Genomic DNA, 23,557 nt, shown 5'->3' on the forward strand with positions numbered 1-23,557 from the left:
ATGCAAACCATTGGACGGCCGGGCTGGCCCGGGTTGTACGGGGCAAGGCCCGACTGTCTCCAATCTCTAATTATCGACTGTGCGTTCGGGTCGCTAGAGCAATTTGATCTGCGACGCAGCGTTTGACGCATTTTGAAACACGCGTACGAACTGTCCCTTCCCCCTCTTCAGAAGGCTGCTTGCTGTCATGATCGCCGCCATCCTGCTGGTTGCCGTGTGGTTGCTGCTGGCGCTGTTGCTGCGCGCAGCGGTGCCGCTGTTCGCTGCCGTCCGGATACCCGCTTCGCTGCTGGCCGGCGGGATCGGCTTGGTGGTGTTGCAGTTGCCCGCTTGGCTGGGAGGCACGGCCCCGCGGCCTGGGCTGTGGCCCGCGGCGGCTCGCTGGATGGAAACCACGACGCGCTGGAGCGACACGCTGCAGGCCTGGCCGGGCGTCCTGATCGCGGTCGTGTTCGCCGGCCTGCTGCTGGCACGTCCCCCGCGAACGGCCGGCGGCGGGCGGGACCGCGGCGAATTGAAACGCGTGGGCCGCGAAGGTTTGATGGTGTGGATCATCGTGCTGGGCCAGACCACCGTGGGCATGTGGATCACTTGGTTGATCATTCAACCGTTGTATAACCTGCCCAGCGCCACCGGGATGCTGATCGAAACCGGCTTTGCCGGCGGTCATGGTACGGCCGCGGCGATGGGGATCGTGTTCGAACATCCCAGTATCGACTTGGATGCCGGGCTGGATCTGGGGCTGTTGATGGCCACTGCCGGGCTGGCGTTTGGGTTGGTTTCGGGCATCGTCTGGATCAACCTGGCAATCTGGATGGGGTGGTACACGCCGGAGGATCGACCGCTTGCCGCAGCCAAATCCGATACCGAATCCGATGCCAGTTCCCCGCCGGCAACCGGCCCGCCACTGGGAACCGCTCGCCTGGACGGCAACGTTCTGGATCCGCTGCTCTTGCAAGCCATGTGGCTGATGTTGGCATTTGGGATCGGCCTGGCGCTGCAGGAAGGGGTGCGTCTGGGCGGCCTACAGCTGGACGAGTGGCGCGGCGCCGGCTTCGATGCGGCGACTGCAGAACAGGACGTCGGTAGGTCGGCGCTGCGCGAGCGGATGAGCGTGGGCGGGGTGCTGGGCAGTTTTCCGCTGTTCATCTACACCTTGTTTGGCGGCGCGATCGTGCGGTCCGTTCTGCAGTGGAGCGGGCAGGGTCGTCGCATCGATCCCCACACCATCGCTCGGTTGGTCGCGGCCGCCATGGATGTGTTGGTGGTCGCCGCCGTGGCGACGCTGAACCTGACGGCCGTCGCCGCGTTGTGGGTGCCGTTTACCTGTTTGTTCCTCGGCGGCGCGGTGTGGGCGTCGTTCTGTCTGCTGGGACTGTCGCGCCTGATCCTGCCGAGCGGCCTGTGGTTTCCGTTGGGATTAATTAATTACGGGATGTCCACCGGCACCACGGCGACCGGCTTCGTGCTGCTGCGCGTCGTGGATCCGAACCTCCGCAGCGGCGCCGGCGAGGTGTATGCGTTGGCCGCCCCGCTGTCGGCCCCGTTCATCGGCGGCGGTATGTTGACGATCGCCCTGCCGCTGCTGGTCCTGCCCCATGCTTCGAGTGCCGTGGTGACGCTGGTTCTGACGAGCGTGCTGTTGGTCCTGATCGGTGTTGGGGTGGGGCTGAGACGCCGAGAGGAAGGGGGCGGCTAGGCTTCTCTGGCCAGCAACTCGTCGATGACGGCGTCGGTGGAAACGCCTTCGGCCTGGCCTTCGAAGTTCAACATGATCCGGTGCCGCAGGGCTTGATGGGCCACGGTGCGGATGTCTTCGCGAGCCACATGGAAACGTCCGTCGAGGGCGGCGTGGATCTTGGCGGCCAGGATCACCGCCTGAGCGCCGCGCGGACTGCTGCCGTAGCGGACAAAACGCTGGACCATCGGCGTCGCCAACGCATGCTCGGGGTGGGATCCCATCACGACCTCGATCGCATAGCGGCGGATCGAATCGGCGATCGGGATCTTGCGAGCCAACCGATTCATTTCCAACACGCGGGCCTGCGGCAAAATCTTCTTGGCCGCTACCGAATCGCTCTCGGTCGTGCGATCCATGATCGTTTCCATCTCGTCGGTCGTCGGAAAAGGCACGATCAACTTAAACAGAAAACGGTCCAACTGGGCTTCGGGCAACGGATAGGTGCCCTCCATTTCCAGCGGGTTCTGCGTGGCCAACACGAAAAACAATCCGTCCAAGGCATGCGAGATACCGCCCACGGTGACGCTGTGTTCCTGCATCGCTTCGAGCAGCGCGGACTGCGTCTTGGGCGTGGCCCGGTTGATCTCATCGGCCAGCACGACGTTTGCGAAAATCGGCCCGCGTTCGAACTGGAACTTTTTCGATCCATCGGCCGCTTCGGCCAAGACGTTCGTGCCCAACAGGTCCGCCGGCATCAGGTCCGGCGTGAACTGGATGCGCGAGAACCGCGAATCCAAGGCGTCAGACAGAGTGCGAACCAACAACGTCTTGCCCAGGCCGGGAACGCCTTCGAGCAGGACGTGGCCGCCGGCGACGAGGGCGATCAGGACGCTGTCGACCGTTTCACGTTGTCCGACGATCACCCGGCCGACCTCCTCCTGCAGACGTCGGAAGTCGCCGCGAAAGGATTGAAACTGCTCCAGCAATTGGGGATCGACGTCGCTCATGGATTCGGCAAGGGGGTGCGTCGGGGAAGACGTCCTGGGCAGGGCGGTAGGAAGCGGCCGTGCAGGACGAGTCGGGATTTCAAGAAGGCGCGAGTTCAGGAGGCGGGGGTTCAGGAGGCGGGGTTCGTATCGGCCGGTCGCACCGCGTCGCTGATGCGAAGCGTCTCTTCGACCAATTGGTCCACGCGAACCAACGCCGTCTCGTCGGTGATTTGACCGTCGTCGAAAGCGTCGCCCACAGCGTACACGAAACGCGGCACCACCAGGCAACGAAAATCCAACATCAGGCTGTTGGCCAGCCCCATCGCCGACATGTAACTGCCCCGCCCACCGGCGGCCAACAACATGCCCACAACCTTATCGTTCCAGGCGCGTCCGGTCAGCTCGACCAGGTTCTTCGCCGCGGCGTTGACGTCGAAATTATAGACCGGCGACGCCAACAGCACGGCCGAGGCGCGTTGGACTTGATCGATCGCCTCGGCAACGCCCGGTTGCCCATAGGCCGAGTGGCCATCGCAAAACGGCAAGGGACGTTCCACCAGATCCAGCAGTTCAAAAGGACGGTCCATCTTTTTCAGTCGCTCGCACGCCGCGAACGCCAACAATCGACTGCGGCTGTTGGGGTGCAAACTGGAACTGATGACGAGAATCATGAGGCTGCTCTTGCAAGGTTAAACGGAAAGGAAGGTTGAGCTGGACGGGACGCTCTGGTCGCACAGAAAACGCAAAATGGCGTCGCGACGATAGGGTTTGCTCAGCACCACATCCAGGCCGCCCCGATGCGCCGCGTCGATCTGTTCCAGACGCGGGTAATTCACCAACCAAGCGTGTCGATGCGGTTCGGCTGTGGCCAAGCCGTCCAGCCGCTCGCGCCAACACCGCGGGGAACAGGCCGGCGCGGCCGAATCATCCCACAGCACCCGGCCGACCTGTCGCAGACGCCGGGCCGAAGCGGTGGGCTGCCACAACGCCGCGGCGCCGCAGCCGTCCAGCACATCCAGCAGCGCGGCCGCCTGGGATTCGGTCGCCGCCACGACGAGCGTCAAACCACTCACCGCCGCGATTGCTTGCGGCAGCGGCTGGAAGGATTCGGGAAGGATCTGATTCCAAGCGTGCCAGGCGGTGCGCTGCCAATCCGGCCACGGTTGGCCGGTCCGCTGTTCGCCTTGGGCACCGCTGCCCTCGATCAAGATCCGCTGCGCATCGGGATACCGCTGGGCGAACGTGTCCAGCAGCGTCTGGGGAACCAACCGGCGGCGGTCGCGGGCGAGGATCACGTGCGTGACCGCCTCGGCCGGATGGTCCAAGGCGGCTGGAAGGTCCTCGCGCAGGGCCACCTGGGCCGCGTGACGCTGGCAGTAGGCAAACGCTTCACGCATCTCGGGCTCGGTAGGTCTGCCGATCCACAGCACCGTCCGCGGCCGATGGTCGCTCATGCTTCGTCCTCGAGTTCCGCATCCTCGAGTTCGGTTTCGGCGCGTTCCAGTGCCTCGCGGACTTCGGCCGGCGAACCGGCCTCGCGGATGTTCGTTACCATCTCGCCGCCGGACAGCAGCCGGCTGAGCCTGGCCAGGATCTTCAGGTGCGCCCGGTCGTCGTAGCTGCACAGCAAGAAGAAGACGTCGGTCAAATGGCCGCGATCGGAGAACGGGATCGGCGCCGGGCACACCCCCACGGCCATCAAGGATTGCGCCAGGATCGAGGTTTGCGGCCGCCGCGGGTGCAACAGCGCCACCCCACAGTCCAGGGCCGTGGGATGCAATTCTTCACGTTGCCGGACCGCTTCGGCCATGGCCGGGGCATCCCACAGCAACCCCGTGGTCGCCGCCAAATCGGCCATCGAACGGATCACCGAGCCGCGGGTCCGGGCGTTCAGGGGCACCGCGATGGCTTCCAGCGGACACAGGTCCACGATCCGGCCGATCGGTTCCTGGACCGTTTTGGTTTCCCACAGCATCTCTTCGACGTCGCCCAGTTGTTCTTCGTCGCTGCGGCCGATGCGTTGTTCCATGTAATGATGGATCTCCGCTTCGGAAAAACGCCATTCGTTCTGGACCCGACGACCGGGTAATTTGCCGCGTTCAGCCAGTTTGATCACTTGGTCGGGCGTCAATCGCAGGAACGCGGCCAAATGTCCGACGTCAAAATCGTCCATCGAAAAACTCTTTTGAAGCTCGGTAAGGAGGATGCTAGCAGGGCTCGCAAAAGCCCGCTTCGTCAACGAATAAACCGCATCGTGGCACGCTCTCTGGCAGCTGTCCAGGGTTCACCCCGGCGGGGACACTTTTGCTAGCACCCTCTGGACTTTCCCGGTCGGCGGCTTTTTCGACTTGACCAAATCTTGGGAACGGTGACAATCGTTCTCGCTCGCCACCCAGGCCAGCGGATTCAGGACGAATCCACGCTGTGCAACGCGAGTCTTTTTCCCAGGATAGCCCTACCACATCTGCGGCAAGGAGGCCGGACATGGTTGGAATCGATGCAAGCGAGCTGCGTCCCGCAAGTCTTCGAGAATTGTTTCCTGAAGCCCGATTCATCGGTGCCCAGGACATCCAAGTCTCTCGCTTGGCGGTTGATTCCGCCGCTTGTCGGCGTGGTGATTTAATCGTCGTCGACTGTGCCACGGCGGACCCCCAGCAAGCGATCGCCGAAGCTTTGGCTCGTGGCGCGGCGGGCATCCTGTGCGAGCAACTATTGCCCTGTCCCCTGCCCCAGTGCGTGGTGCCGGACGCCCTGGCCGCGACGGCTTTGGTGGCCGATGCGTTGGCCGGACGCCCGACCCGCGACGTCTACACCGTGGGCGTGATCGGACCAGCCGGAAAGACGACGACCGCGTTGTTGGTCGCCGCGGCCTTGCGAGCCGCTGGAATCCGCACCGCTTACAACACGGACCTGGGGACCTGCGATGGCGTCCTGCAAGTGACGCCCGGCCATGCGGTCAACGATCCTATCGGACAATCGCAGTGGTTGGCTGATACCCGCGACTGCGGCTGCGAAACGGCCGTTCTGGAATTGAACGAGCGGATGCTGGCCAACCACTGCCTGGAACCGCTGCAGTTGGATCTGTTGGTCATCACCGGTAACCCCGGACGCACCGGCGAATTCGGACCGCATCAGTTGCAAACGGCCTTGGATCATTTGAACCCCGAGGGCATGGTCGTGGTTTCGGCCGACAGTCCGCAAGCGGTGCGGATGGTGACCGATGCCGGGGTGCGGCGATTGACTTACGGACTGCGCAAGCAGGCCGACATCAGCGCCAAGGTGTTCGAGCAGGTGGCCGGTCAGACGACCCTGCTGATCACCGCCGGCGATACCACGGCCGCGATGGAAACCCAGTTGACCGGTCCGGCCATGGCCTCCAACCAATTGGCCGCCGTCGCCGTGGGGATGCTGGCCGAGCTGGACCTGCCACGAGCGATCGAAGCGGTCGTATCGGTCAAGCAGATTCCGGGGCGCATGGATCGTATTACCGGTTACGACACCGCCGCGGTGGTACTGGATTCAGCCGATACCCCAGGGCGATTGAGCGAAACGTTGCGGACGTTGCGGCGGGAACGCCAGGGCGGACGACTGTGGTGCGTCGTCGCCGCCGACGAGCGAGCCGAGGACGTGCAGCATGCGAACCTCGGCGCGGCGGCCGAACGCTTTGCCGATCGAGCCATCTACACCAGCGGAGCCGGCGGTAAGGAAGCCTTCTTGGCCACCTCGCACGCGATGTTGGACGGAGTCCGTCGGCCGGCCGAACCGCGTCTGATCGCCGACCGCCAACGCGCGATCGAGTGGGCCGTGGCCCACGCGGCCCCCGAAGACACGATCTTGATCGCCGGCGGTTATGCCAGCGACAGTCCGCACGCGCACCGCAGCACGATCGAAGCCGATCGCCGGCTGGTCGAAGAGGCTCAGGAGCGGCCCGCCACCCCGCGAGCGGTCATGCCCGCGACGATCCCCTTCCCGGTAGCGTAGCCCCAGCCGCGCGTTTCGCGGCTTATGTGAGCCGTTTGGGCGATAGCCCCGGTTTTTTGGGTGACCAAACCGAGGCCGTTCGCCTTGGGCGGCTGAATAGATCGACGGCCGCGAGCCGCGCATTTTCGCACCGCAGGATCCGGAAACCCCCAACCGCCGTCCCCGCGCCCCGCGGTTCATTTGATCAGCCGTGAAAAACCACAAAAAAACCCTGGCTGTGCAGCCAGGGTTTTTTCGTCGTTTTGATGGGACGCTTCCGACCGGCGGTTGCCAGTCGATTGCGTGTTACCAGGCGAAGTGCGAGAACGCTTTGTTGGCGTCCGCCATGCGGTGGGTGTTTTCCCGCTTGGTGTAGGCGACGCCTTCCTTCTTGTAGGCGGCCAGGACTTCGTCGGCTAATTTCAGGTGGGTCGGGCGGCCCTTTTTGTCGCGGATCGCGCCGAGCACCCAGCGGATGGCCAAGCTTTGCTGACGCGTGCGGTTGACCTGCATCGGGACCTGGTAGCTGGCACCGCCGACGCGTTTGCTGCGAACTTCGACGAACGGTTTGACGTTCTCGATCGCCTCTTCGAACACTTCGATCGGTTCGGCATCGGGCAGCCGACGTCCGATCTCTTCCAGGGCGTCGTAGAACACGTTTTGCGCGACGGTTTTCTTGCCGTCCTGCATCAGGCAGTTGATGAACTTGCTAGCCAGCGCGGAATTGAACCGCGGGTCGGGCTTGAAGTGCGAACGGCTGGCAGTGATACGTCCCATAGAGCGGTCTCTAACGCGAAAATTGTATTGTGTTGAAGTGTTGTTCGAATTCTCGAAGCGGCTGCTTAGCCCTTCTTGGCACCGTAGCGGCTGCGAGCCTGCTTGCGGTTGTCCACGCCCAGCGTGTCACGCGAACCGCGGACGACCTGGTAACGCACACCCGGAAGGTCACGGACACGACCGCCGCGAACCAGCACGATCGAGTGTTCCTGCAGGTTGTGGCCTTCGCCGGGGATGTACACGGTGACTTCTTTGCCGTTGCTCAACCGAACACGCGTAATTTTTCGCAGTGCCGAGTTCGGCTTTTTGGGCGTCATCGTACGCACCTGCAAGCACACGCCTTGCTTCTGCGGACATTTCTCCAACACCGGCGATTTGGTCATTTTTCGCTGGCGTTTACGGGATTTACGAACCAGTTGGTTGATAGTGGGCATCGGCTAATTTCGTTGAATTGCGACTGAACGCGTCCAGCCGTTGGGGCACTAGGCTGGTTTGACATGCAAAACGTAAGCGGGCAAGTATCGCCCCTGACAGTCCCCTGTCAAGGGCTGTCGGCGACAGTGTAGCGAGCGTGGGGCAATTGCGTAACGGCAATTGCCCCTCAATCCGCGGCTTTTTCTCTCTTGTTTTCGGCGATCCCCTTGCGGTACACCTGTGCGGGAAGATCCAAGCGGCGAATCGGAACGCGGGACTGAGTTTTTGCGTTTGCTCACCCCCCACGCACCGCTCGCCCCTACCAGCCAAGGAGGGCTCTGGTGAATAGAACGAATACCTTTTCCCTGGAAACGTTGGCGAAGCTCGTCGATGCCCAGGTGCTCGGCGACGCAGCGACCCAGTGCTGTGACGCCCGCCCGCTGCAGGAGGCCGCCGCCGGCCACATCACCCTGTTGGACGATTGCAAGCGAATCGATCAGGTGCTTCGCAGCGGCGCCTCGGCGGTGGTCGTCGACCGCGCCGTCGAACATGCCGACATCCCCCAATTGGTCGTTGCCGATATCCATGCGGCGTTTGTAACCATCATCCGTCAGTTCCGCCCCGATACCTCCCAGGACTTTCAGGGCGTCAGCGCGGCCGCTCACATCAGTCTGGATGCCGAAGTCGGCACGGGCTGCACGATCCATCCCGGCGTGCACGTCGGCTCCGGGGCCGTCATCGGCGACGGGACCACCCTGATGCCCGGCGTGGTGGTCATGCCGCACTGCCGGATCGGAAAGGATTGTCAGTTGTTCCCCGGCGTCGTGCTGTATCCCTACAGCGTGCTGGAAGACCGGGTCACGATTCACGTCGGTTCGGTGATCGGTGCCTACGGATTTGGGTACCGCCAGCAGGACGGCCGCCATGTTCGCACGGCCCAGCTGGGATACGTTCATATCGAAAGCGACGTCGAACTGGGCGCGGGAGTCACGATCGACCGGGGAACCTACGGGTCCACACGGATCGGCACCGGCACCAAAATCGACAACCAGGTGATGATCGCGCATAACTGTCAAATCGGTCGCCACAATCTGATCTGTTCGCAGGTCGGCGTCGCCGGCAGTTGTTCCACCGGAGACTACGTCGTGATGGCCGGTCAGGTCGGGCTGAAAGACCATGTTCATCTGGGCGACGGAGCCATCGTCGGGGCTCAAGCCGGCGTGATGGAAGACCTGGCTGGAAATCAAGTTTATTTGGGCAGCCCGGCGACCAGCCAACGCGATCAAATGCAGATCATGGCCGTCCAACGCCGCTTGCCCGAGATGCGTAAGAACCTGCAGCGGCTGGTTCGCCAAGTCGAAACCTTGACCGCTCGGCTGGAAGCCGCCGAGCAGGCCGCCGCAGCCGAACAGGCCGCCGCAGCCGAACAGGCCGCCGCAGCCGAACGGGTCGGGCCAAGCGAACAGGACGGGCCAAGCGGACGGGGTGGCCCGGACGAGGCTGCCGACGCTCAGGCCGCTTAGGAACACGAGGGGATTGCAAAGCATGAGCGGTACCACGACGGTTACGGCGGCCGGTCAGACCATCGGCCTGATCGCCGGCTGGGGGCGGTTTCCCGTGCTGGTCGCCGAAGCGGCACAGCGGCGAGGCCTGCGGGTCGCCTGTGTGGCGATTCGCGACCACGCCGATCCACAGCTGCATCGTGTTTGCGACCATGTCCGCTGGATGGGCGTGGCCAAGTTTGGCGGACACATGCGGTTCTTCCGCCAGCACGGCGTCCACGAAGTCACGATGGCGGGCAAGATCTTCAAATCGCAGGTCTTGTTTTCCGGCGCGGTGTTGTGGCGACACCTGCCCGATTACACCTGCCTGCGTTCGCTGGCACCGTTGCTGTTCTCGCGGCACCGCGACACCCGCGACGATAGTCTGCTGGGCCGAATCACCAATACCTACCTAGACCGCGGCATGCACGTCTGCCCGGCCACCGACATCGCTCCGGAGTTGCTCGTGAAAGAAGGAATGCTGACCCGCCGGCACGTCAAACCCGCCCAGCAGCGCGACATCGAGTTCGGTTGGGAGATCGCCAAGCAGATGGGCGGGATGGACATCGGACAAAGCATCACGGTCAAGGACGGAACGGTTCTGGCCGTCGAGGCGGTCGAAGGAACGGACGCCTGCATCGAGCGCACCGGGCAACTGTGTCGCAAAGGCGGCTGGACGCTGGTCAAGGTTGCCAAGCCGAATCAGGATATGCGGTTCGACGTGCCGACGATCGGTCCCCAGACCATCGAAACGGTGCGTCTTGCCGGCGGTACGGCGATCGCCATCGAAGCGGGAATGACGATCGTGGTGGATCAGGACCAGATGGTGCGGGCGGCCGATGCGGCGGGCATCGCCGTGGTCGCGATGCGCCGCGGTGCCTCGCAGACCGTCGCCGCCTAGGTGCGTATCCTCGAACTGTTCTCCGGGATCGGCGGCGTGGCCGAAGCGCTCGCCCGCTGGCCGGGACTGGGAACGATCCAGCAAGCGGTCGACATCGACCAGCAGTGCGCACAGGTGTACCAGCGGAACCACGGTGCGGCGCCGCGGATCGCGACGATCGATTCGCCGCACAGTTGGCAACACCGGATCGACTGGCGCGGAGCGGATTGTTGGTGGCTCTCGCCGCCCTGCCAGCCCTACTGCCGGCGCGGTCGTCAGGACGACGCCGACCCGCGCCGCGGCGGGCTGTTGCAAGTGATGGCAGCGCTGGACCGGGCGGGCCGCGATCGGCCTTTCGCCCTGGCGATGGAGAACGTGCCCGAATTCGCCGGCAGCGCCGATCACGGACGTTTGCTGGACCTGCTGGACCGCCTGGGGTACCGCGTGCGCGAGCAGCAGTGGTGTCTTTCGGATTGGCACCATCCCAATCGTCGGCGGCGTTACTATTTGACCGCGTGGCAGCGCGACGTCTCGGCCGAACCGCCGCGGTCGCTGGTTCCACCGCCCACGCCCGCCAGCGGTGTGCGTCCGCTGGCCGACTTTCTGGACGCGGCGGTCGCCGACGCCCTGTGGTTGCCCCCGGAGCCGTCCGGTGCGCTGAAGACGGCCCTGGACGCCGGTGCGCTGGACATCGTGCGGGCCGACGACCCGGCCGCGGTCACCGCCTGCTTTACCGGCGGCTATGGCAAATCGATCAAGCAAGCCGGATCGTACCTGCGGGACGGCCGGCGTCTGCGGCGGTTTTCGCCGACCGAGATCCAGCGTCTGCTGGGCTTTCGCGAGCGGTTTTCCTGGCCGGATGATGTGCCGCTGCGACGACAGTGGAAGATGTTGGGCAACAGCCTGGCGATTCCCGTCATCGTCGACCTGCTGCGTTCGCTGACGCCCCGCCCTAGTGCTGCGTCAGCGTTAGATTTTGGGTCTGGCCGTAGCTGAAGTCGCCAGACTTTGGACCTTTTCGCCGCTTCAATCCAATCTCTGGCGAGATCAGCTGCCCTAGGATTGGGCTTTGACGCACCCCTAAGCACGTCGGCATGAATCTTTCGGTGAAACCCCGCGACAACACCCTCCCGCGCAGCGGGAGAGTAAAGCCGAATCAAATGTTGCGACGTGCTTAGCCGGTTTCGCTTGAACGTTTGATCATCGTGATTTCGTTGCCTTGGTCGTTGAAGGAAACCTCGTCCATGAACGTGCGGATCAGGACCAGGCCGCGGCCCCACTGTTCGTTCAACACTTTGGTTTCTTCGATTCCCGGAACCGTCGACGTGTCGAATCCCGGTCCCTCGTCGCGGATCACGATGCGGGCTTGTTCGGGGGTCAGCTTCATCGTCACGTGGGTTCGCCGGTCACGGTAGGGCGCTTCCTTCAAGCGTTGCTCGACCTGCGTCGGCTGGCCCTCGATCGCCCGGTCTCTGTCCGCCTCGAGCGCCTCGCGTGATAATTCCAGGTTCCCGTGAAAGATCGCGTTTCGCAGTGCGCAGTCGACCGCCATGCCCACCCGGACGCGGCCGGTCTCGTCGCACAGCGAAACGCCCGCGGTCATCTGTTGGATCAGCTCCACCAACGGGCTGATCAATTCGGCTTTGTTGTGCAGTTCGAACTGCAGTTCGTTATAGCGCATCGACTGGATCAGCTCGGTGTAGGAGCGGTCCGCTTTTTTTAGTTCCAGGACCTGGTCGATGGTCGACAACAGGCGATCGCCCAGTTGCGACTTGGGCAGGTAGGCCGCGGCGCCTCGCTGCAACGCTTCGATCGCTGATTCATCGTTGCCTTGCGCGGTGATCAGAATGATCGGGATGGTCGGATGTTGGGTGCGAGAGGCGGTGACCAGTTCCAGCCCGTTCAGGACCGGCATCTCCATGTCGGTCAAAATCAGTTGCGGCCCGAACACCGCGACCAGGTCCAGAGCGTCTTGGCCGTTCTTGGCGACGTTGACCTCATACCCTTCCTCCTCCAGTCGCGCCCGGATCTGAAAAGCCTGCGTTGGACTGTCCTCGGCCACCAAGACTCGCGTGACGGATGTCATCGTACCTTCCTCGCCAGAACGCCATCGGGAAAAGCCTCAAGCGGTCGAGCACGCGCTACGCTTGATCGCCTGGATGCTGTTTCATTCTAGCCTCCCCCATCGGTGCCGTGTGGATAGCCCCGTCGTACCCAGGGTCAGTGTGCCCGACAGTCCGCCTAGCTGATGCGCTGGCCGATGGCTTTGACCAAGTCAGCGGTAGCGCGGGCGAGTTCTTCCAGCAGCGGTCTGGCCACGTCCATGTCGTCCTGAGGTTCGCGATGCTCCAGTTTGCGAGCACCCTCGACAACGTCCTGCCCACCAAAGTAGGCGGAGGCGCTTTTCAGGGTGTGGGCGGCTCGCGACAACGACTGAGGATCGCCGTCGGCGAGGGCGGTCTGCATCCTGGCGATCAAATCCTCCGCTTCGACCACGTAGGCCTCGGCCAACGCTTTGGCCAAAGCTTCGTCCCCGGCGGTTTGACGCAGCGTCAGCGACCAGTCCAAACCCGACGGTTCCGCGGGCCCAGCCGGGCCGCCGGCCGGGCTGTCACCGGTCGCGACTTCCGCGGCCGGGACATCTGATGCGGCCGGGACATCCGATGCGGCCGGGACGTTTTCCGAGGCCGGGCCGTTTGCCGAGGCCGGGACGTTTTCCGAGGCCGGGACATTTGCCGACGCCGGGACGTTTGCCGGAGTGGGCTCGTGTTGGCGAGGTTCGCGTTGTCGAGGTTCGCGTTGTCGAGGTTCGCATTGGCGAGGTTCGGGGGCACGGGCCAGCACGGCTTGCAAGCCGGCCGGATCAAAGGGCTTGGCGATGTAATCGTCCATCCCGGCGGCCAGGAATCGTTCGCGGTCGCCTTTCATCGCGTTGGCGGTCATGGCCACGATGTGTTGCCGGCGTCCGTTGCCAGACTCGTCCCGGCGAATCGCGGCGGTCGCTTCCATCCCGTTCATCTCCGGCATTTGGATATCCATCAGGATCAAGTCGAATCGTGTTTGGCGGGCCGCTTCGACCGCTTCCCGGCCGTTGTTGGCGACCACCACATGATGGCCCCACTTTTGCAAAAAGCCGATCGCCACCTGCTGGTTCACCAGACCGTCTTCGGCCAACAGGATGCAGCGGGGCGTTTGTTTGCGCGGCGTCTCGGATTCGACTTCGCGCGGCGCGGGGACGGCGATCCCCATCAGGTCCAAGATCACGTCCAGCAATTCACTGGCGATGACCGGTTTGGTCATGAACCGTGCGATGCCCAGTCGCCGCAGTTTCGCTGGTTCCAGGCCGCTGGCTGTGGAGGAGAGCATAACGATTTCGTACGCCCCCGAAGGTTCGCTGCGGCGGAGCTGGGCGGCGAACTGCAGGCCGTCCATCTGGGGCATGTGATAGTCCAGCAAGATTAATTCGTACGGCCGGTTCGCAGCCTCGGCTTCGCCAACCGCTTGCAGCGCCTGGTCGCCACTGCTGACCGCCTCGGCCGACACTTTCCACTGCGTCAGGATCTCTTGCAGGATCCGGCGGTTGGTGGCGTTGTCGTCGACGATCAGAGCGTGGGTGTTTTCCAGGCGGGACAGTTCGGCGGGTTGCCGCAGGGTTTGGTCGGCCGCGATGCCCAGGTGGATCTGAAAGTGGAACGTGGTCCCGACGCCGGGAGTGCTGTTCAGGCTGACCTGTCCGCCCATCATCTCGATCAATCTTGCAGAGATCGTCAGGCCCAGTCCGGTCCCGCCGAACCGACGCGTGGTCGAGGAATCGACTTGGGAGAAGGCGTTAAAGACGTGGGCCTGTTTGTCTTTGGGGATGCCGATCCCGGTGTCGCGAATGCTGAAATGCAGGACGAGCGAGTCGTCCGAGAGCTGGCCGGGATTGACGTCCACCACGATCTCGCCGGCTTCGGTAAACTTGATCGCGTTGCCGACAAAATTGACGATGACTTGACGCAGCCGGCCGCAGTCGCCGATCACGCGGTGGGGAGTTTCAGGAGCGATCCGCACGGCCAGTTCCAACCCCTTCTCGTCGGCTTTCAGGGCGAACAATTTCATCGCCTTGCCCACACAATCGCGGAGGTCGAATTCGACTTCTTCCAGTTCCAGACGGTCGGCTTCGATCTTCGAGAAGTCCAGGATGTCGTTCAACAGTCGCAGCAGCGAATCGGCGGATTGTTGAACGAGGTTGAGGAATTCGCGTTGTTGTTTCTCTAGGGGCGTGTCGGCGAGCAGTTTGGCCATGCCGATCACGCCGTTCATCGGCGTGCGAATTTCGTGGCTCATATTGGCCAGGAATTCGCTCTTGGCACGGTTCGCCGCCTCCGCCTCCAGTTGTGCTTTTCGCATCGCCGCATCGGTGCGATTCAGCGACGCGGCACTGATCCAAAACAAGCCGCTGAACACGACGATGTTGGCAAGCGCAAAGATCGACAGCCCCATCACCTGTTGATACCAGCCCTGATGTTGGCCCCAGATACCCAGCCAGCCGACCACCGCTGGCACCAGCAGGGCACCCGGCAGCAGCCGCCGCAGCATGACGCCGCCCGCCCCGCGATCACTGGCGATGGCCATCAAGCCATCCGCCGGACGAACACACAAGATGCCGATAGAAAGGACTGCGAAACTGACGGCCGTATTGAGGGCCATCGGGATATAGCTGTCCATGCCAATCAGTTTGACCGAGCTGTAGGCGTATCCCACGATCGCCAGCAAAGCAACCAAGGCGGCGGAGAAGGTCAGCAGTTCCGCCGGTTGGCCGCGCAATCGCCAGCGGACATCCCGCAGCACGATCGCCAACCCGCAAAGCAGGAAATTCAGAGCCGTGTTGGGCGCCATGCGATTATGGTCGTCGTAGGCCTCCAGTTTGGCCGGGAACAACCAGGTGTCGGGCCCGGCGTCAAAGCCCGTGCCGTAACCCACGATGCGAACGATGGCCATCCACACCACCAACCAGCCCAGCACGACCGCCGTCCGCCGCGCTCGCCGCGGTGCCGTTCGGTGGTCGGTGGGAGACCGCGAAAGCCACAGCGCGGCTGCGCACAACAAAAATCCCACGGCGGTTCCGCCTGGATTCATCGCCACCTTGCCGGGCAGCAAAGCTTTGAGCAGTTCCACATCGAACAGCCAGCCCAACAGAACCGTCACGCTGATGATTCCAACGGACAGGGCGGCTAGGTCGGCCGTTCTGCGGAACCGGGCAAGCATTTGGGGGTCGTGAAATTCCACTACCGCATTGACCTTTTTGCAGATAAGCGTCTGTAATCATGTTATCATGCAACCGAGTCGGTGACATCCGCTGCGCCGATCCCGCCATCGCATCCGTGCCGCCTTCGTATCCCTTTGGCGGTCCTCCCACCTGATACGACGAAACGACAGGAGCATCGTCATGCTGCGTCTTGCGCCCCGGTCTCTCGCCCAGCTGGCCCGGAACGATTCCGCCGCCACCGGACGCGCGAAACGCGACCGCTTCGGTGGCCGGCGATGGCGCGTCGCCGTGCAGTGGACGCTTTGCGCGGCCCTCCTCGTCGGTGCCGAAGCGGTGACGGTGGCCGACGATGCCGAAGGGGTGCGTTTCTTTGAAACGAAGATCCGGCCCGTGTTGGCGGAACATTGTTACGGGTGCCACGGCGCGGAGGACCAGGAATCGGAGCTTCGCGTCGATACGCTCGACGGCATGCTCCGCGGCGGCTACGCCGGACCGGCCGTGATGCCCGGCAAGCCCACGGGCAGCCTGTTGTTGACGGCGGTCACCTATCAGGACAGCGACCTGCGGATGCCGCCCGATGAGAAACTCGATGCCCAACAGGTGGCGGACCTGCGGCGTTGGATCGAGATGGGGGCTCCGCATCCGGACAGTGGCGACACGCCGGCGCCTCGGCCACTGGGCGAGATCGATCTGGAGCAAGCTCGCCAGCACTGGGCGTTCCAGCGACCGGTTCTGCCACGCATCCCCGCGTTGGTCTCGCCGGGCCTAAAGCCAATCGACGCGTTCGTGTTCTCGCGTCTGGACGATGCCGAGATCCCGCGTCCCGGCCCGGCCGACCGGGCCACGCTGCTACGCCGTGCGACCTTCGACCTGACCGGCTTGCCTCCCACGCCCGCGGAGGTCACCGCGTTTTTGGCCGACGACAGTCCACAGGCTTGGCAACGCGTCGTGGAGCGCTTGCTGGCTTCGCCGGCGTACGGCGAGCGCTGGGGAAGGCACTGGCTGGATCTGGCTCGTTACGCCGATTCCAACGGTTTGGACGAAAACGTCGTGCATGCGCATGCCTGGCGGTATCGCGATTACGTCGTCGACGCTTTGAACCGCGACAAACCCTACGACCAATTCCTGGTCGAACAGATCGCCGGAGATTTGATCGGCGCGGCCGAATCATCGCAGACAGACTCGCCCGCGGCGAACCGTCCGCCGGATGACCGTCCCGCATACCAACGCCGCAACGAGCGTTTGATCGCGACCGGCTTTCTCGTTTTGGGGCCCAAGGTGCTGGCCGAACAGGACGAGACCAAGATGGAGATGGACATCATCGACGAACAAGTCGATACGCTCGGCCGCAGTGTCTTGGGTTTGACCCTGGGCTGCGCCCGTTGTCACACGCATAAATTCGATCCGATCACGCATCGCGACTACCACGCTCTCGCGGGCATCTTCAAAAGCACCCGCTCGATGGACAGCTACAAGACCGTCGCCGAGTGGCACGAGAACGTGGTCGAATCACCCCAGCAGACGCAGCGCTACGAAGCCCATCAGCAGCGGATTGCCGACGTCCAAAAACAGCTCGACCAGCGGATCGCAGCGGCCACCGAAGCCCTGCCCGAAGAGCAGCGCGAGGGCAAGGCCGAAGAACTGGAAAAACGATTTTCGCCCGAGGCTCGGGAAGAATTAAAATCGCTGCGTGAGCAATTGAAACAGCTGCAAGACACGGTCCCCGAACGCCCGATGGCCATGGGCCTGGACGAAGGGACCGTGGAGGATCTGGCGATTCACCTGCGCGGCAGCCATCTGACCCTGGGCGACGTCGTGCCCCGTGGCTTCCCGGCCGTCCTGACCGATCCGGAAACACCAGAACTGCCGGACGACCAGAGCGGCCGCCTGCAACTGGCCCAGTGGCTGACCACCGGCGACCATCCGCTGACCGCCCGCGTGATGGTGAATCGCCTTTGGCGCTGGCACTTCGGCCGCGGCCTGGTCGCCACGGTCGATAACTTTGGGCTGCAGGGCGAACCGCCCAGCCATCCGCAGTTGTTGGACTGGTTGGCGATTCAATTCGTGCGTAGCGGATGGTCGATCAAATCGATGCACCGGATGATCATGTTGTCGGAGACGTATCGTGCGTCCAGCCGTTTTGATCCCGTCGCCGCCAGCCGTGATCCCGACAATCGTCTGCTGTGGCGTTTCCCGCCGCAACGGCTGGAGGCCGAAGCGATTCGCGATGCCCATCTGGCCGTCAGCGGGACGCTGGACCGCGGGATCGGTGGCAGCCTGCTGACGCTCAAGCCCCGCGAATACGTCTTCAATCACACCTCCGAGGATCGTTCGACCTACGACACCAAGCGGCGTTCGATTTACGTGCCGGTCATTCGCAATCACCTGTACGACTTGTTCCAATTGTTCGACTACAACGACGCCAGCGTACTGGATGGGGATCGCGAAAGCAGTACCGTCGCACCCCAGGCCCTGTTCCTGATGAATTCGCCCTGGATCCGGCGGGTCAGCACGTCGCTGGCCGCCCGGCTGGAGGCGTTGCCCACGCCGGAGCAGCGCATCGAAAACTTGTACCTGTTGGCCTACGGGCGGCGGCCGGCGGAGGCCGAACGTCAGGGGGCCGAGCGTTTTCTGAAAACGTTTGCCTCGGCGTACGCGGCGAAAGCATCCGCCCCGCCCGAGTCAGATGATTCGCCGGCGTCACCCGAAGCGGCCGCGTGGCAAGCCCTCTGCCACGCCGTGGTCGCGTCCCACGAATTTGTTTACCTGCGATAAAAACGGGAGCACCATGACAAACGGATCGAATGCGCTGGGGTTATCGCCGCTGGGACTTTCGCGGCGTCGGTTGCTGCAGAATTCCGCCGCGGGGTTCGGCTCGCTGGCGCTCGCGTCGCTGTTGGCTCGAACCGGCCACACGGCCCCCGCCGGAGCTGGTTCGGGCAGCGGTGAGTTCGAGAACGGTGGGCTGCATCATCCGGCCCGGGCCAAGCGAGTGATCTTTCTGTTCATGAAGGGTGGCCCCTCGCACATGGACACCTTCGATCACAAGCCGCAGCTGCAGAAGGACGACGGCAAACCACTGCCCTTCGAAAAGCCACGCGTCCAGTTCGCACCGACCAGCGATCTGTTGGCCTCGCCGTGGAAGTTCCAGCGGTACGGCGAAAGTGGGATCGCCGTCAGCGAGCTGTTTCCGGAGGTCGCTCGGTGTGTGGACGACCTGTGCATCATCAATTCCTTGCACGGCACCAATCCGGCCCATGGCGGTGCGGCCCTGAAACTGCACACCGGCAGCGACGTCTTCGTGCGGCCCAGTATGGGCGCCTGGATTCAGTACGGGCTGGGAACGGAGAACGAAAACCTGCCCGGCTTTATCACGATCTGTCCCACGCTTGCCCATGGCGGAACCAAGAACTGGGGGTCGGCGTTTCTGCCAGCCAGCTGTGCGGGAACGCCGCTGGGCAACGCCAGCCAGCCGGCGACCAATGCTCGGATCAAATACGCCGAGAACGACTTCTACCCGGGCCAGCTGCAGCGGATGCAGCTGGATCTGGCACAGTCGCTGAACCAACAATTCCTACAGTCCACCGGTCCGGATACGGAACTGGAAGCTCGCATTCAGTCGTTCGAGCTGGCCTTTCGGATGCAAACCGAAATGCCCGAGGCGCTCGATCTGGCGGCCGAAACCGCCCACACGCATCGGCTGTACGGAATCGACCAAGAGACGACGGCCGATTTCGGACGACAGTGTCTGATGGCGCGGCGCTTCGTCGAACGCGGCGTCCGCTTTGTCCAGATCACGCACAGCAATACCGAAGTCCAGTGGGACCAACACGGCAACCTTCGCAAAGGCCACGAGCAGAACGCGGCGGAAGTGGATCGGCCCATCGCGGGCCTGCTGCGCGATCTGAAAGCCCGCGGTTTGCTGGAAGATACCTTGGTCCTGTGGGGCGGCGAGTTCGGTCGAACGCCCACCTGTCAGGGCAGCGGACGCGATGGCCGCGACCACAACCCCGAAGGCTTTACGATGTGGATGGCGGGCGGCGGCGTCCGCGGTGGGATCCAGTACGGAGCCACCGACGAATACGGTTATTACGCCACCGAAAACAAAGTTCACATCCACGACCTGCACGCGACCGTCCTGCATCTGATGGGCGTGGATCATACGCGGCTGACCTATCGACACGCCGGCCGCGACTTCCGTTTGACCGACGTGGCCGGTCACGTCGTGCGGGAGATCTTTGCATGATTCCTCGCGGCGTCCTTAGGCTGGCGCTCTGTGTGGCCGTCGTGATGAGCCCGACGGTTATGACTCCCACCGCGGTGGTCACGGCAGCCGAGACGGCCGCGGCGACGGTTTCGGCCGACCAGCTGGATTTTTTCGAACGCAAGATTCGCCCGTTGCTGGTCCAGCACTGCTACGAATGTCACAGCGAACAATCCGACACCATGCACGCGGGTTTGCGTCTGGACGCTGCCGATGGGCTGGCCGCCGGTGGCGATAGTGGACCTGCCGTCGTGCCGGGACACCCCGCCGACAGCCTGTTGATCCAGACCGTTCGCTATGACGGCGACATCCAGATGCCCCCCGAAGGCAAGTTGTCCGAACGGGAAATCGAACACCTTGTCCGTTGGGTTCGCGACGGTGCGGCGATGCCCTCGACGCCGGCCACGGCACGGCCCGCGGCCGCCGGCATCGATTGGCAACAGGGACGCCAGCACTGGGCGTTCCAGCCGGCACACGTCCAGGATCTGCCCACGGTAACTCGCTCCGATTGGCCGCGCACCCGGACGGACCACTTTCTGTTGGCCGCGATGGAACGCCAGGGCCTCGAGCCGGCGCCGCCGGCCGACCGTGTGACCCTGATTCGACGGTTGTACTTCGACCTGCTGGGCCTGCCGCCGACGCCCGAGCAGATCGACGCGTTTGTCCAGGACCGCCGCGTGGACGCCTACCAGCGGTTGGTCGATCGCTTGTTGGCTTCACCCCGGTACGGCGAGAAGTGGGGGCGGTGGTGGCTGGACATGGCTCGCTATACCGACCGCACGGCCAGCTGGCTGCCGCAAACCAGTCACGCCTACCTGTACCGCGACTGGGTTGTTGCCGCTCTCAACGACGACGTGCCCTACGACCGTTTTGTGCATCGTCAATTGGCCACCGACCTGATGCCCGAAACCGGGCCCGAGGACTTGGCCGCACTGGGGTTTTTGAGCCTCAGCCCGGCCTACTGGAAAGAACCCAAACTGCCGTGTGAGATCATCAAAACGATCGTCGCCGATGAATGGGAAGAACGCGTCGACGCGGTTTCGCGGACGTTTCTGGGGCTGACGGTGGCCTGTGCGCGATGTCACGACCACAAGTTCGATCCGATCAGCAGCGAAGACTACTACGCCCTGGCCGGCGTGTTCGCCAGTGTTCGGCATGCCGAACGACCGCTGATCGACGAGGCCGCTTACGAACCGGTGCGCAAGGCCAAGCAGCGTGTGGCGGCGCTCGAAAAAGAGATCCAGGCCTTGCGCAAACAAAAGCCATCGGCGGAGTCCGAGGACGCGGAAAAACGGCAAGCGGAGATTAAAAGCCGCCAAGCGGAAATCGAACGCATCCGGCAAACGACACCAAACTACGATGTGCCGCTGGTCAACGCCCTGGTGGAGGAGTCGACGTATGTGGTCCGCGCGGGCAAAACGCCCGAAGAAGGTACGGCGTTCGAACACCGGCCCGAGCCGCGCGACCTGCCGGCTTTCATTCGCGGCAATCCGAACCGGCCGGGCCCCATCGTGCCGCGCCGCTTTCTGACCGTATTGACGGACCAGCCACAACCTTTCACCGAGGGAAGCGGGCGTCTGGAGTTGGCGCGAGCAATGACCGGCGAGGCCCGCAGTGTGACGGCCCGCGTGATCGTCAATCGCATCTTTCTTGCTCACTTCGGTCGCGGCATCGTGGCCACGCCCAGCAATTTCGGACGGCAGGGCGACACGCCGTCGCATCCCCGGTTGCTGGACGATCTGGCCGCGCGTTTGATCGCCGAGGGTTGGTCGCTCAAGTGGTTGCATCGCGAGCTGGTGCTCTCGGCCGCCTGGCGACAGGCCGCATCGACTTCGCCGAAGAAACTTGCGGCCGATCCCCCGAATCGCTGGCTGTCACGCATGGAGACTCGGCGCTTGGATGTGGAACCGTGGCGCGATGCGGTGCTGTCGGTCAGCGGCGCCTTGGATCATCGAGTCGGTGGACCCTCGCAGCCGGTGGATGACGCAAACAATCGCCGGCGAACGTTGTATGCCACCGTGCACCGCCGCGACATGGCGGCCACACTGATGGTGCACGACTTTCCCGATCCGACCCAGCACAGCCCCGCACGCTCGGTCACGACCACCGCCCTGCAAGGATTGTATGCACTCAATGGACCGCTGCTGCTTGGCCACGCGGACCGGCTGCTGGAGCGACTAGAGCGAGAGGCAGGTGATGCCTCCGCCGCCCAGCGGATCGAACGCGTCTACCGGTTGCTGTATGGACGCGGCCCCACGATGGGCGAGCGGGAACTGGGCGTCGCGTACGTGTCCGCCGGCGATGGGGAGGAGGCTGCGGAGCGATGGCAGTCCTACCTGCACGTCCTGTTGGCGGCCAATGAATTTATGTTCGTGGATTAGAGAAACAAAAAGGAAACGATGCGTACGCCTACGAACAGTACCGCCAGCGTGAACCGTCGTGCTCTGCTGCAACAATTGGGCGGTGGCTTGGGAATGCTGGGTGCCGCGGCAGCGATGAGCTCGGCGGAGCGGCTCGAGGCCGGTCAGGCCGGAACATCGGCCGGTCCGCATTTTCCGCCCAAGGCCAAACGGGTGATCCATCTGTTCATGAACGGCGGGCCGTATCAGGGCGACCTGTTCGATCCCAAGCCGGCACTTGAAAAGTATGCCGGGACACGGCCACCGGGGGCCGACCTGTTGACCGAGCGACCCACCGCCGGCCTGCTGCCCTCGCCGTTTCGTTTCCGCCGCCACGGCGACAGCGGACTAGAGGTCAGCGAGTTGTTGCCGCGGTTGGCCCAGCATGCCGACGATCTGTGCGTGCTCAATGCGCTGCACGCCGATAATCCCAATCATGGTCCGGCTCTGTTGCAGATGAACAACGGCACGATCATCCCGACCCGGCCCAGCATGGGCGCCTGGTTCCTGTACGGCTTGGGCAGCGAGAATCAGAACCTGCCCGGGTACCTGGTGCTGTGTCCCGGCCGGCCGGTACGGTTTTCGATCCTCTGGAATAGTGCCTTCCTGCCGTCGAAATATCAGGGCACCTACATCAACCACTCGACCATCGATCCTGAAAAGATGTTGCCGCACCTGCGCAACGGACGTTGGGATTCGCAAACGCAGCGAGACCAGCTGGACTTGTTGCAGCAGTTGAACGCGACGCACCTGTCCCAGCGCGGCAACGACTCCACGCTGGCAGCGCGCGTCGAAGCCATGGAAACGGCCTTTCGGATGCAGTCCGAAGCGCACGAAGCCTTTGACCTGCAGCGAGAAACCAAGGCCACGCGGCAGGCCTATGGCGAGGGGCACTTCGCCAACGGTTGTTTGCTCGCACGGCGAATGGTCGAGCGGGGCGTGCGCTTCGTGCAGGTCTACTACGGCAATGGCCAACCCTGGGACACGCACAGCAACCACGACAAGACGACCCGCAAGCTGTGTCAGGACATCGACCAGCCGATCGCCGCGCTGTTGGCGGACCTCAAGCAACGTGGGCTGCTGGACGAGACGCTGGTCATTTGGGGCGGCGAGTTCGGCCGCACGCCGACGTCGGAAAACGGCAACGGCCGCGATCACAATCACCACGGATTCACGATGTGGATGGCCGGCGGTGGTGTCCGGGGCGGGATGACCTACGGCGAGACCGACGAATTCGGTTTCAAAGCGGTGGCCGACAAGATGCACGTGCACGATCTGCACGCGACCGTCCTGCATCTGCTGGGACTCGATCACCAACGGTTGACCTACCGTCACGCCGGTCGCGATTTTCGGCTGACCGACGTGTTTGGTCGCGTCGTCGACGAGATCTTGGCGTAGCGG

General features: G+C 63.6%; 17 protein-coding genes. 9 read left to right on the forward strand and 8 right to left on the reverse strand.

Features of this window, described 5'->3' with window-relative positions; translation table 11 throughout:
• Window positions 1–187 precede the first annotated feature (187 nt).
• Complete coding sequence (locus tag GE027_RS05255; protein WP_153556136.1) at window positions 188–1,699, forward strand: sodium/glutamate symporter family protein; 1,512 nt, start codon at window positions 188–190, stop codon at window positions 1,697–1,699.
• On the opposite strand, the gene GE027_RS05260 is transcribed toward GE027_RS05255, so the two are convergent.
• The 4 genes from GE027_RS05260 to GE027_RS05275 form a co-directional block, all read right to left on the reverse strand.
• Window positions 1,696–2,688, reverse strand: a complete 993-nt coding sequence (locus GE027_RS05260) for an AAA family ATPase (RefSeq protein ID WP_153556137.1) — start codon at window positions 2,686–2,688, stop codon at window positions 1,696–1,698. The two genes, GE027_RS05255 and GE027_RS05260, sit on opposite strands and share 4 nt — an antisense overlap.
• Before the next feature lie 110 nt (window positions 2,689–2,798).
• Window positions 2,799–3,341, reverse strand: coding sequence for an NADPH-dependent FMN reductase (locus tag GE027_RS05265; RefSeq protein ID WP_153556138.1), 543 nt, complete (start codon window positions 3,339–3,341; stop codon window positions 2,799–2,801).
• An 18-nt stretch (window positions 3,342–3,359) separates the two neighbouring features.
• Window positions 3,360–4,124 (reverse strand): hypothetical protein, encoded by a 765-nt coding sequence (locus GE027_RS05270; protein WP_153556139.1) that lies wholly within the window; start codon window positions 4,122–4,124, stop codon window positions 3,360–3,362.
• Window positions 4,121–4,843 carry a PTS sugar transporter subunit IIA gene (locus GE027_RS05275; protein ID WP_153556140.1) on the reverse strand — a complete coding sequence of 241 codons (723 nt, stop codon included), beginning with the start codon at window positions 4,841–4,843 and terminating at the stop codon, window positions 4,121–4,123. Before GE027_RS05275 ends, GE027_RS05270 begins: the two co-directional genes overlap by 4 nt.
• A 311-nt stretch (window positions 4,844–5,154) precedes the next feature.
• Here GE027_RS05275 and GE027_RS05280 point away from each other — a divergent pair, with 311 nt between their 5' ends.
• Window positions 5,155–6,651 (forward strand): Mur ligase family protein, encoded by a 1,497-nt coding sequence (locus tag GE027_RS05280; RefSeq protein WP_153556141.1) that lies wholly within the window; start codon window positions 5,155–5,157, stop codon window positions 6,649–6,651.
• A gap of 285 nt (window positions 6,652–6,936) precedes the next feature.
• On the opposite strand, the gene rpsG is transcribed toward GE027_RS05280, so the two are convergent.
• Together rpsG and rpsL are read right to left on the reverse strand one after the other, a co-directional pair.
• Window positions 6,937–7,407: a 30S ribosomal protein S7 gene (rpsG, locus tag GE027_RS05285; protein ID WP_153556142.1), complete on the reverse strand. Its 471-nt coding sequence runs from the start codon at window positions 7,405–7,407 to the stop codon at window positions 6,937–6,939.
• 65 nt (window positions 7,408–7,472) lie between these two features.
• Window positions 7,473–7,841 (reverse strand): 30S ribosomal protein S12, encoded by a 369-nt coding sequence (gene rpsL, locus GE027_RS05290; RefSeq protein WP_153556143.1) that lies wholly within the window; start codon window positions 7,839–7,841, stop codon window positions 7,473–7,475.
• A 321-nt stretch (window positions 7,842–8,162) separates the two neighbouring features.
• Here rpsL and lpxD point away from each other — a divergent pair, with 321 nt between their 5' ends.
• From lpxD to GE027_RS05305, 3 genes are read left to right on the forward strand one after another with little or no spacing between them, the layout of a single operon-like run.
• Window positions 8,163–9,344, forward strand: coding sequence for a UDP-3-O-(3-hydroxymyristoyl)glucosamine N-acyltransferase (gene lpxD / locus GE027_RS05295; protein WP_153556144.1), 1,182 nt, complete (start codon window positions 8,163–8,165; stop codon window positions 9,342–9,344).
• Window positions 9,345–9,366: 22 nt separating this feature from the next.
• Window positions 9,367–10,263, forward strand: coding sequence for an LpxI family protein (locus GE027_RS05300; RefSeq protein WP_153556145.1), 897 nt, complete (start codon window positions 9,367–9,369; stop codon window positions 10,261–10,263).
• The gene (locus tag GE027_RS05305; protein ID WP_153556146.1) at window positions 10,264–11,238 is read left to right on the forward strand and encodes a DNA cytosine methyltransferase; all 975 of its coding nucleotides are present in this window, start codon (window positions 10,264–10,266) and stop codon (window positions 11,236–11,238) included.
• Between the two features lie 178 nt (window positions 11,239–11,416).
• On the opposite strand, the gene GE027_RS05310 is transcribed toward GE027_RS05305, so the two are convergent.
• Together GE027_RS05310 and GE027_RS23555 are read right to left on the reverse strand one after the other, a co-directional pair.
• Window positions 11,417–12,328: an ATP-binding response regulator gene (locus GE027_RS05310; protein WP_153556147.1), complete on the reverse strand. Its 912-nt coding sequence runs from the start codon at window positions 12,326–12,328 to the stop codon at window positions 11,417–11,419.
• 155 nt (window positions 12,329–12,483) lie between these two features.
• Window positions 12,484–15,432, reverse strand: coding sequence for a response regulator (locus tag GE027_RS23555; protein WP_261344030.1), 2,949 nt, complete (start codon window positions 15,430–15,432; stop codon window positions 12,484–12,486).
• Window positions 15,433–15,673: 241 nt separating this feature from the next.
• Here GE027_RS23555 and GE027_RS05320 point away from each other — a divergent pair, with 241 nt between their 5' ends.
• The 4 genes from GE027_RS05320 to GE027_RS05335 are packed head-to-tail and all read left to right on the forward strand — an operon-like array spanning window position 15,674 to window position 23,554.
• Window positions 15,674–18,268 (forward strand): PSD1 and planctomycete cytochrome C domain-containing protein, encoded by a 2,595-nt coding sequence (locus tag GE027_RS05320; RefSeq protein WP_153556149.1) that lies wholly within the window; start codon window positions 15,674–15,676, stop codon window positions 18,266–18,268.
• Between the two features lie 13 nt (window positions 18,269–18,281).
• The gene (locus GE027_RS05325; RefSeq protein WP_153556150.1) at window positions 18,282–19,739 is read left to right on the forward strand and encodes a DUF1501 domain-containing protein; all 1,458 of its coding nucleotides are present in this window, start codon (window positions 18,282–18,284) and stop codon (window positions 19,737–19,739) included.
• 44 nt (window positions 19,740–19,783) lie between these two features.
• The gene (locus GE027_RS05330; RefSeq protein ID WP_162006587.1) at window positions 19,784–22,138 is read left to right on the forward strand and encodes a DUF1549 domain-containing protein; all 2,355 of its coding nucleotides are present in this window, start codon (window positions 19,784–19,786) and stop codon (window positions 22,136–22,138) included.
• An 18-nt stretch (window positions 22,139–22,156) separates the two neighbouring features.
• Window positions 22,157–23,554 carry a DUF1501 domain-containing protein gene (locus tag GE027_RS05335; protein WP_153556152.1) on the forward strand — a complete coding sequence of 466 codons (1,398 nt, stop codon included), beginning with the start codon at window positions 22,157–22,159 and terminating at the stop codon, window positions 23,552–23,554.
• Window positions 23,555–23,557: the final 3 nt, after the last annotated feature.

The organism is Roseimaritima sediminicola (genome assembly GCF_009618275.1).
Taxonomy (GTDB): domain Bacteria; phylum Planctomycetota; class Planctomycetia; order Pirellulales; family Pirellulaceae; genus Roseimaritima; species Roseimaritima sediminicola.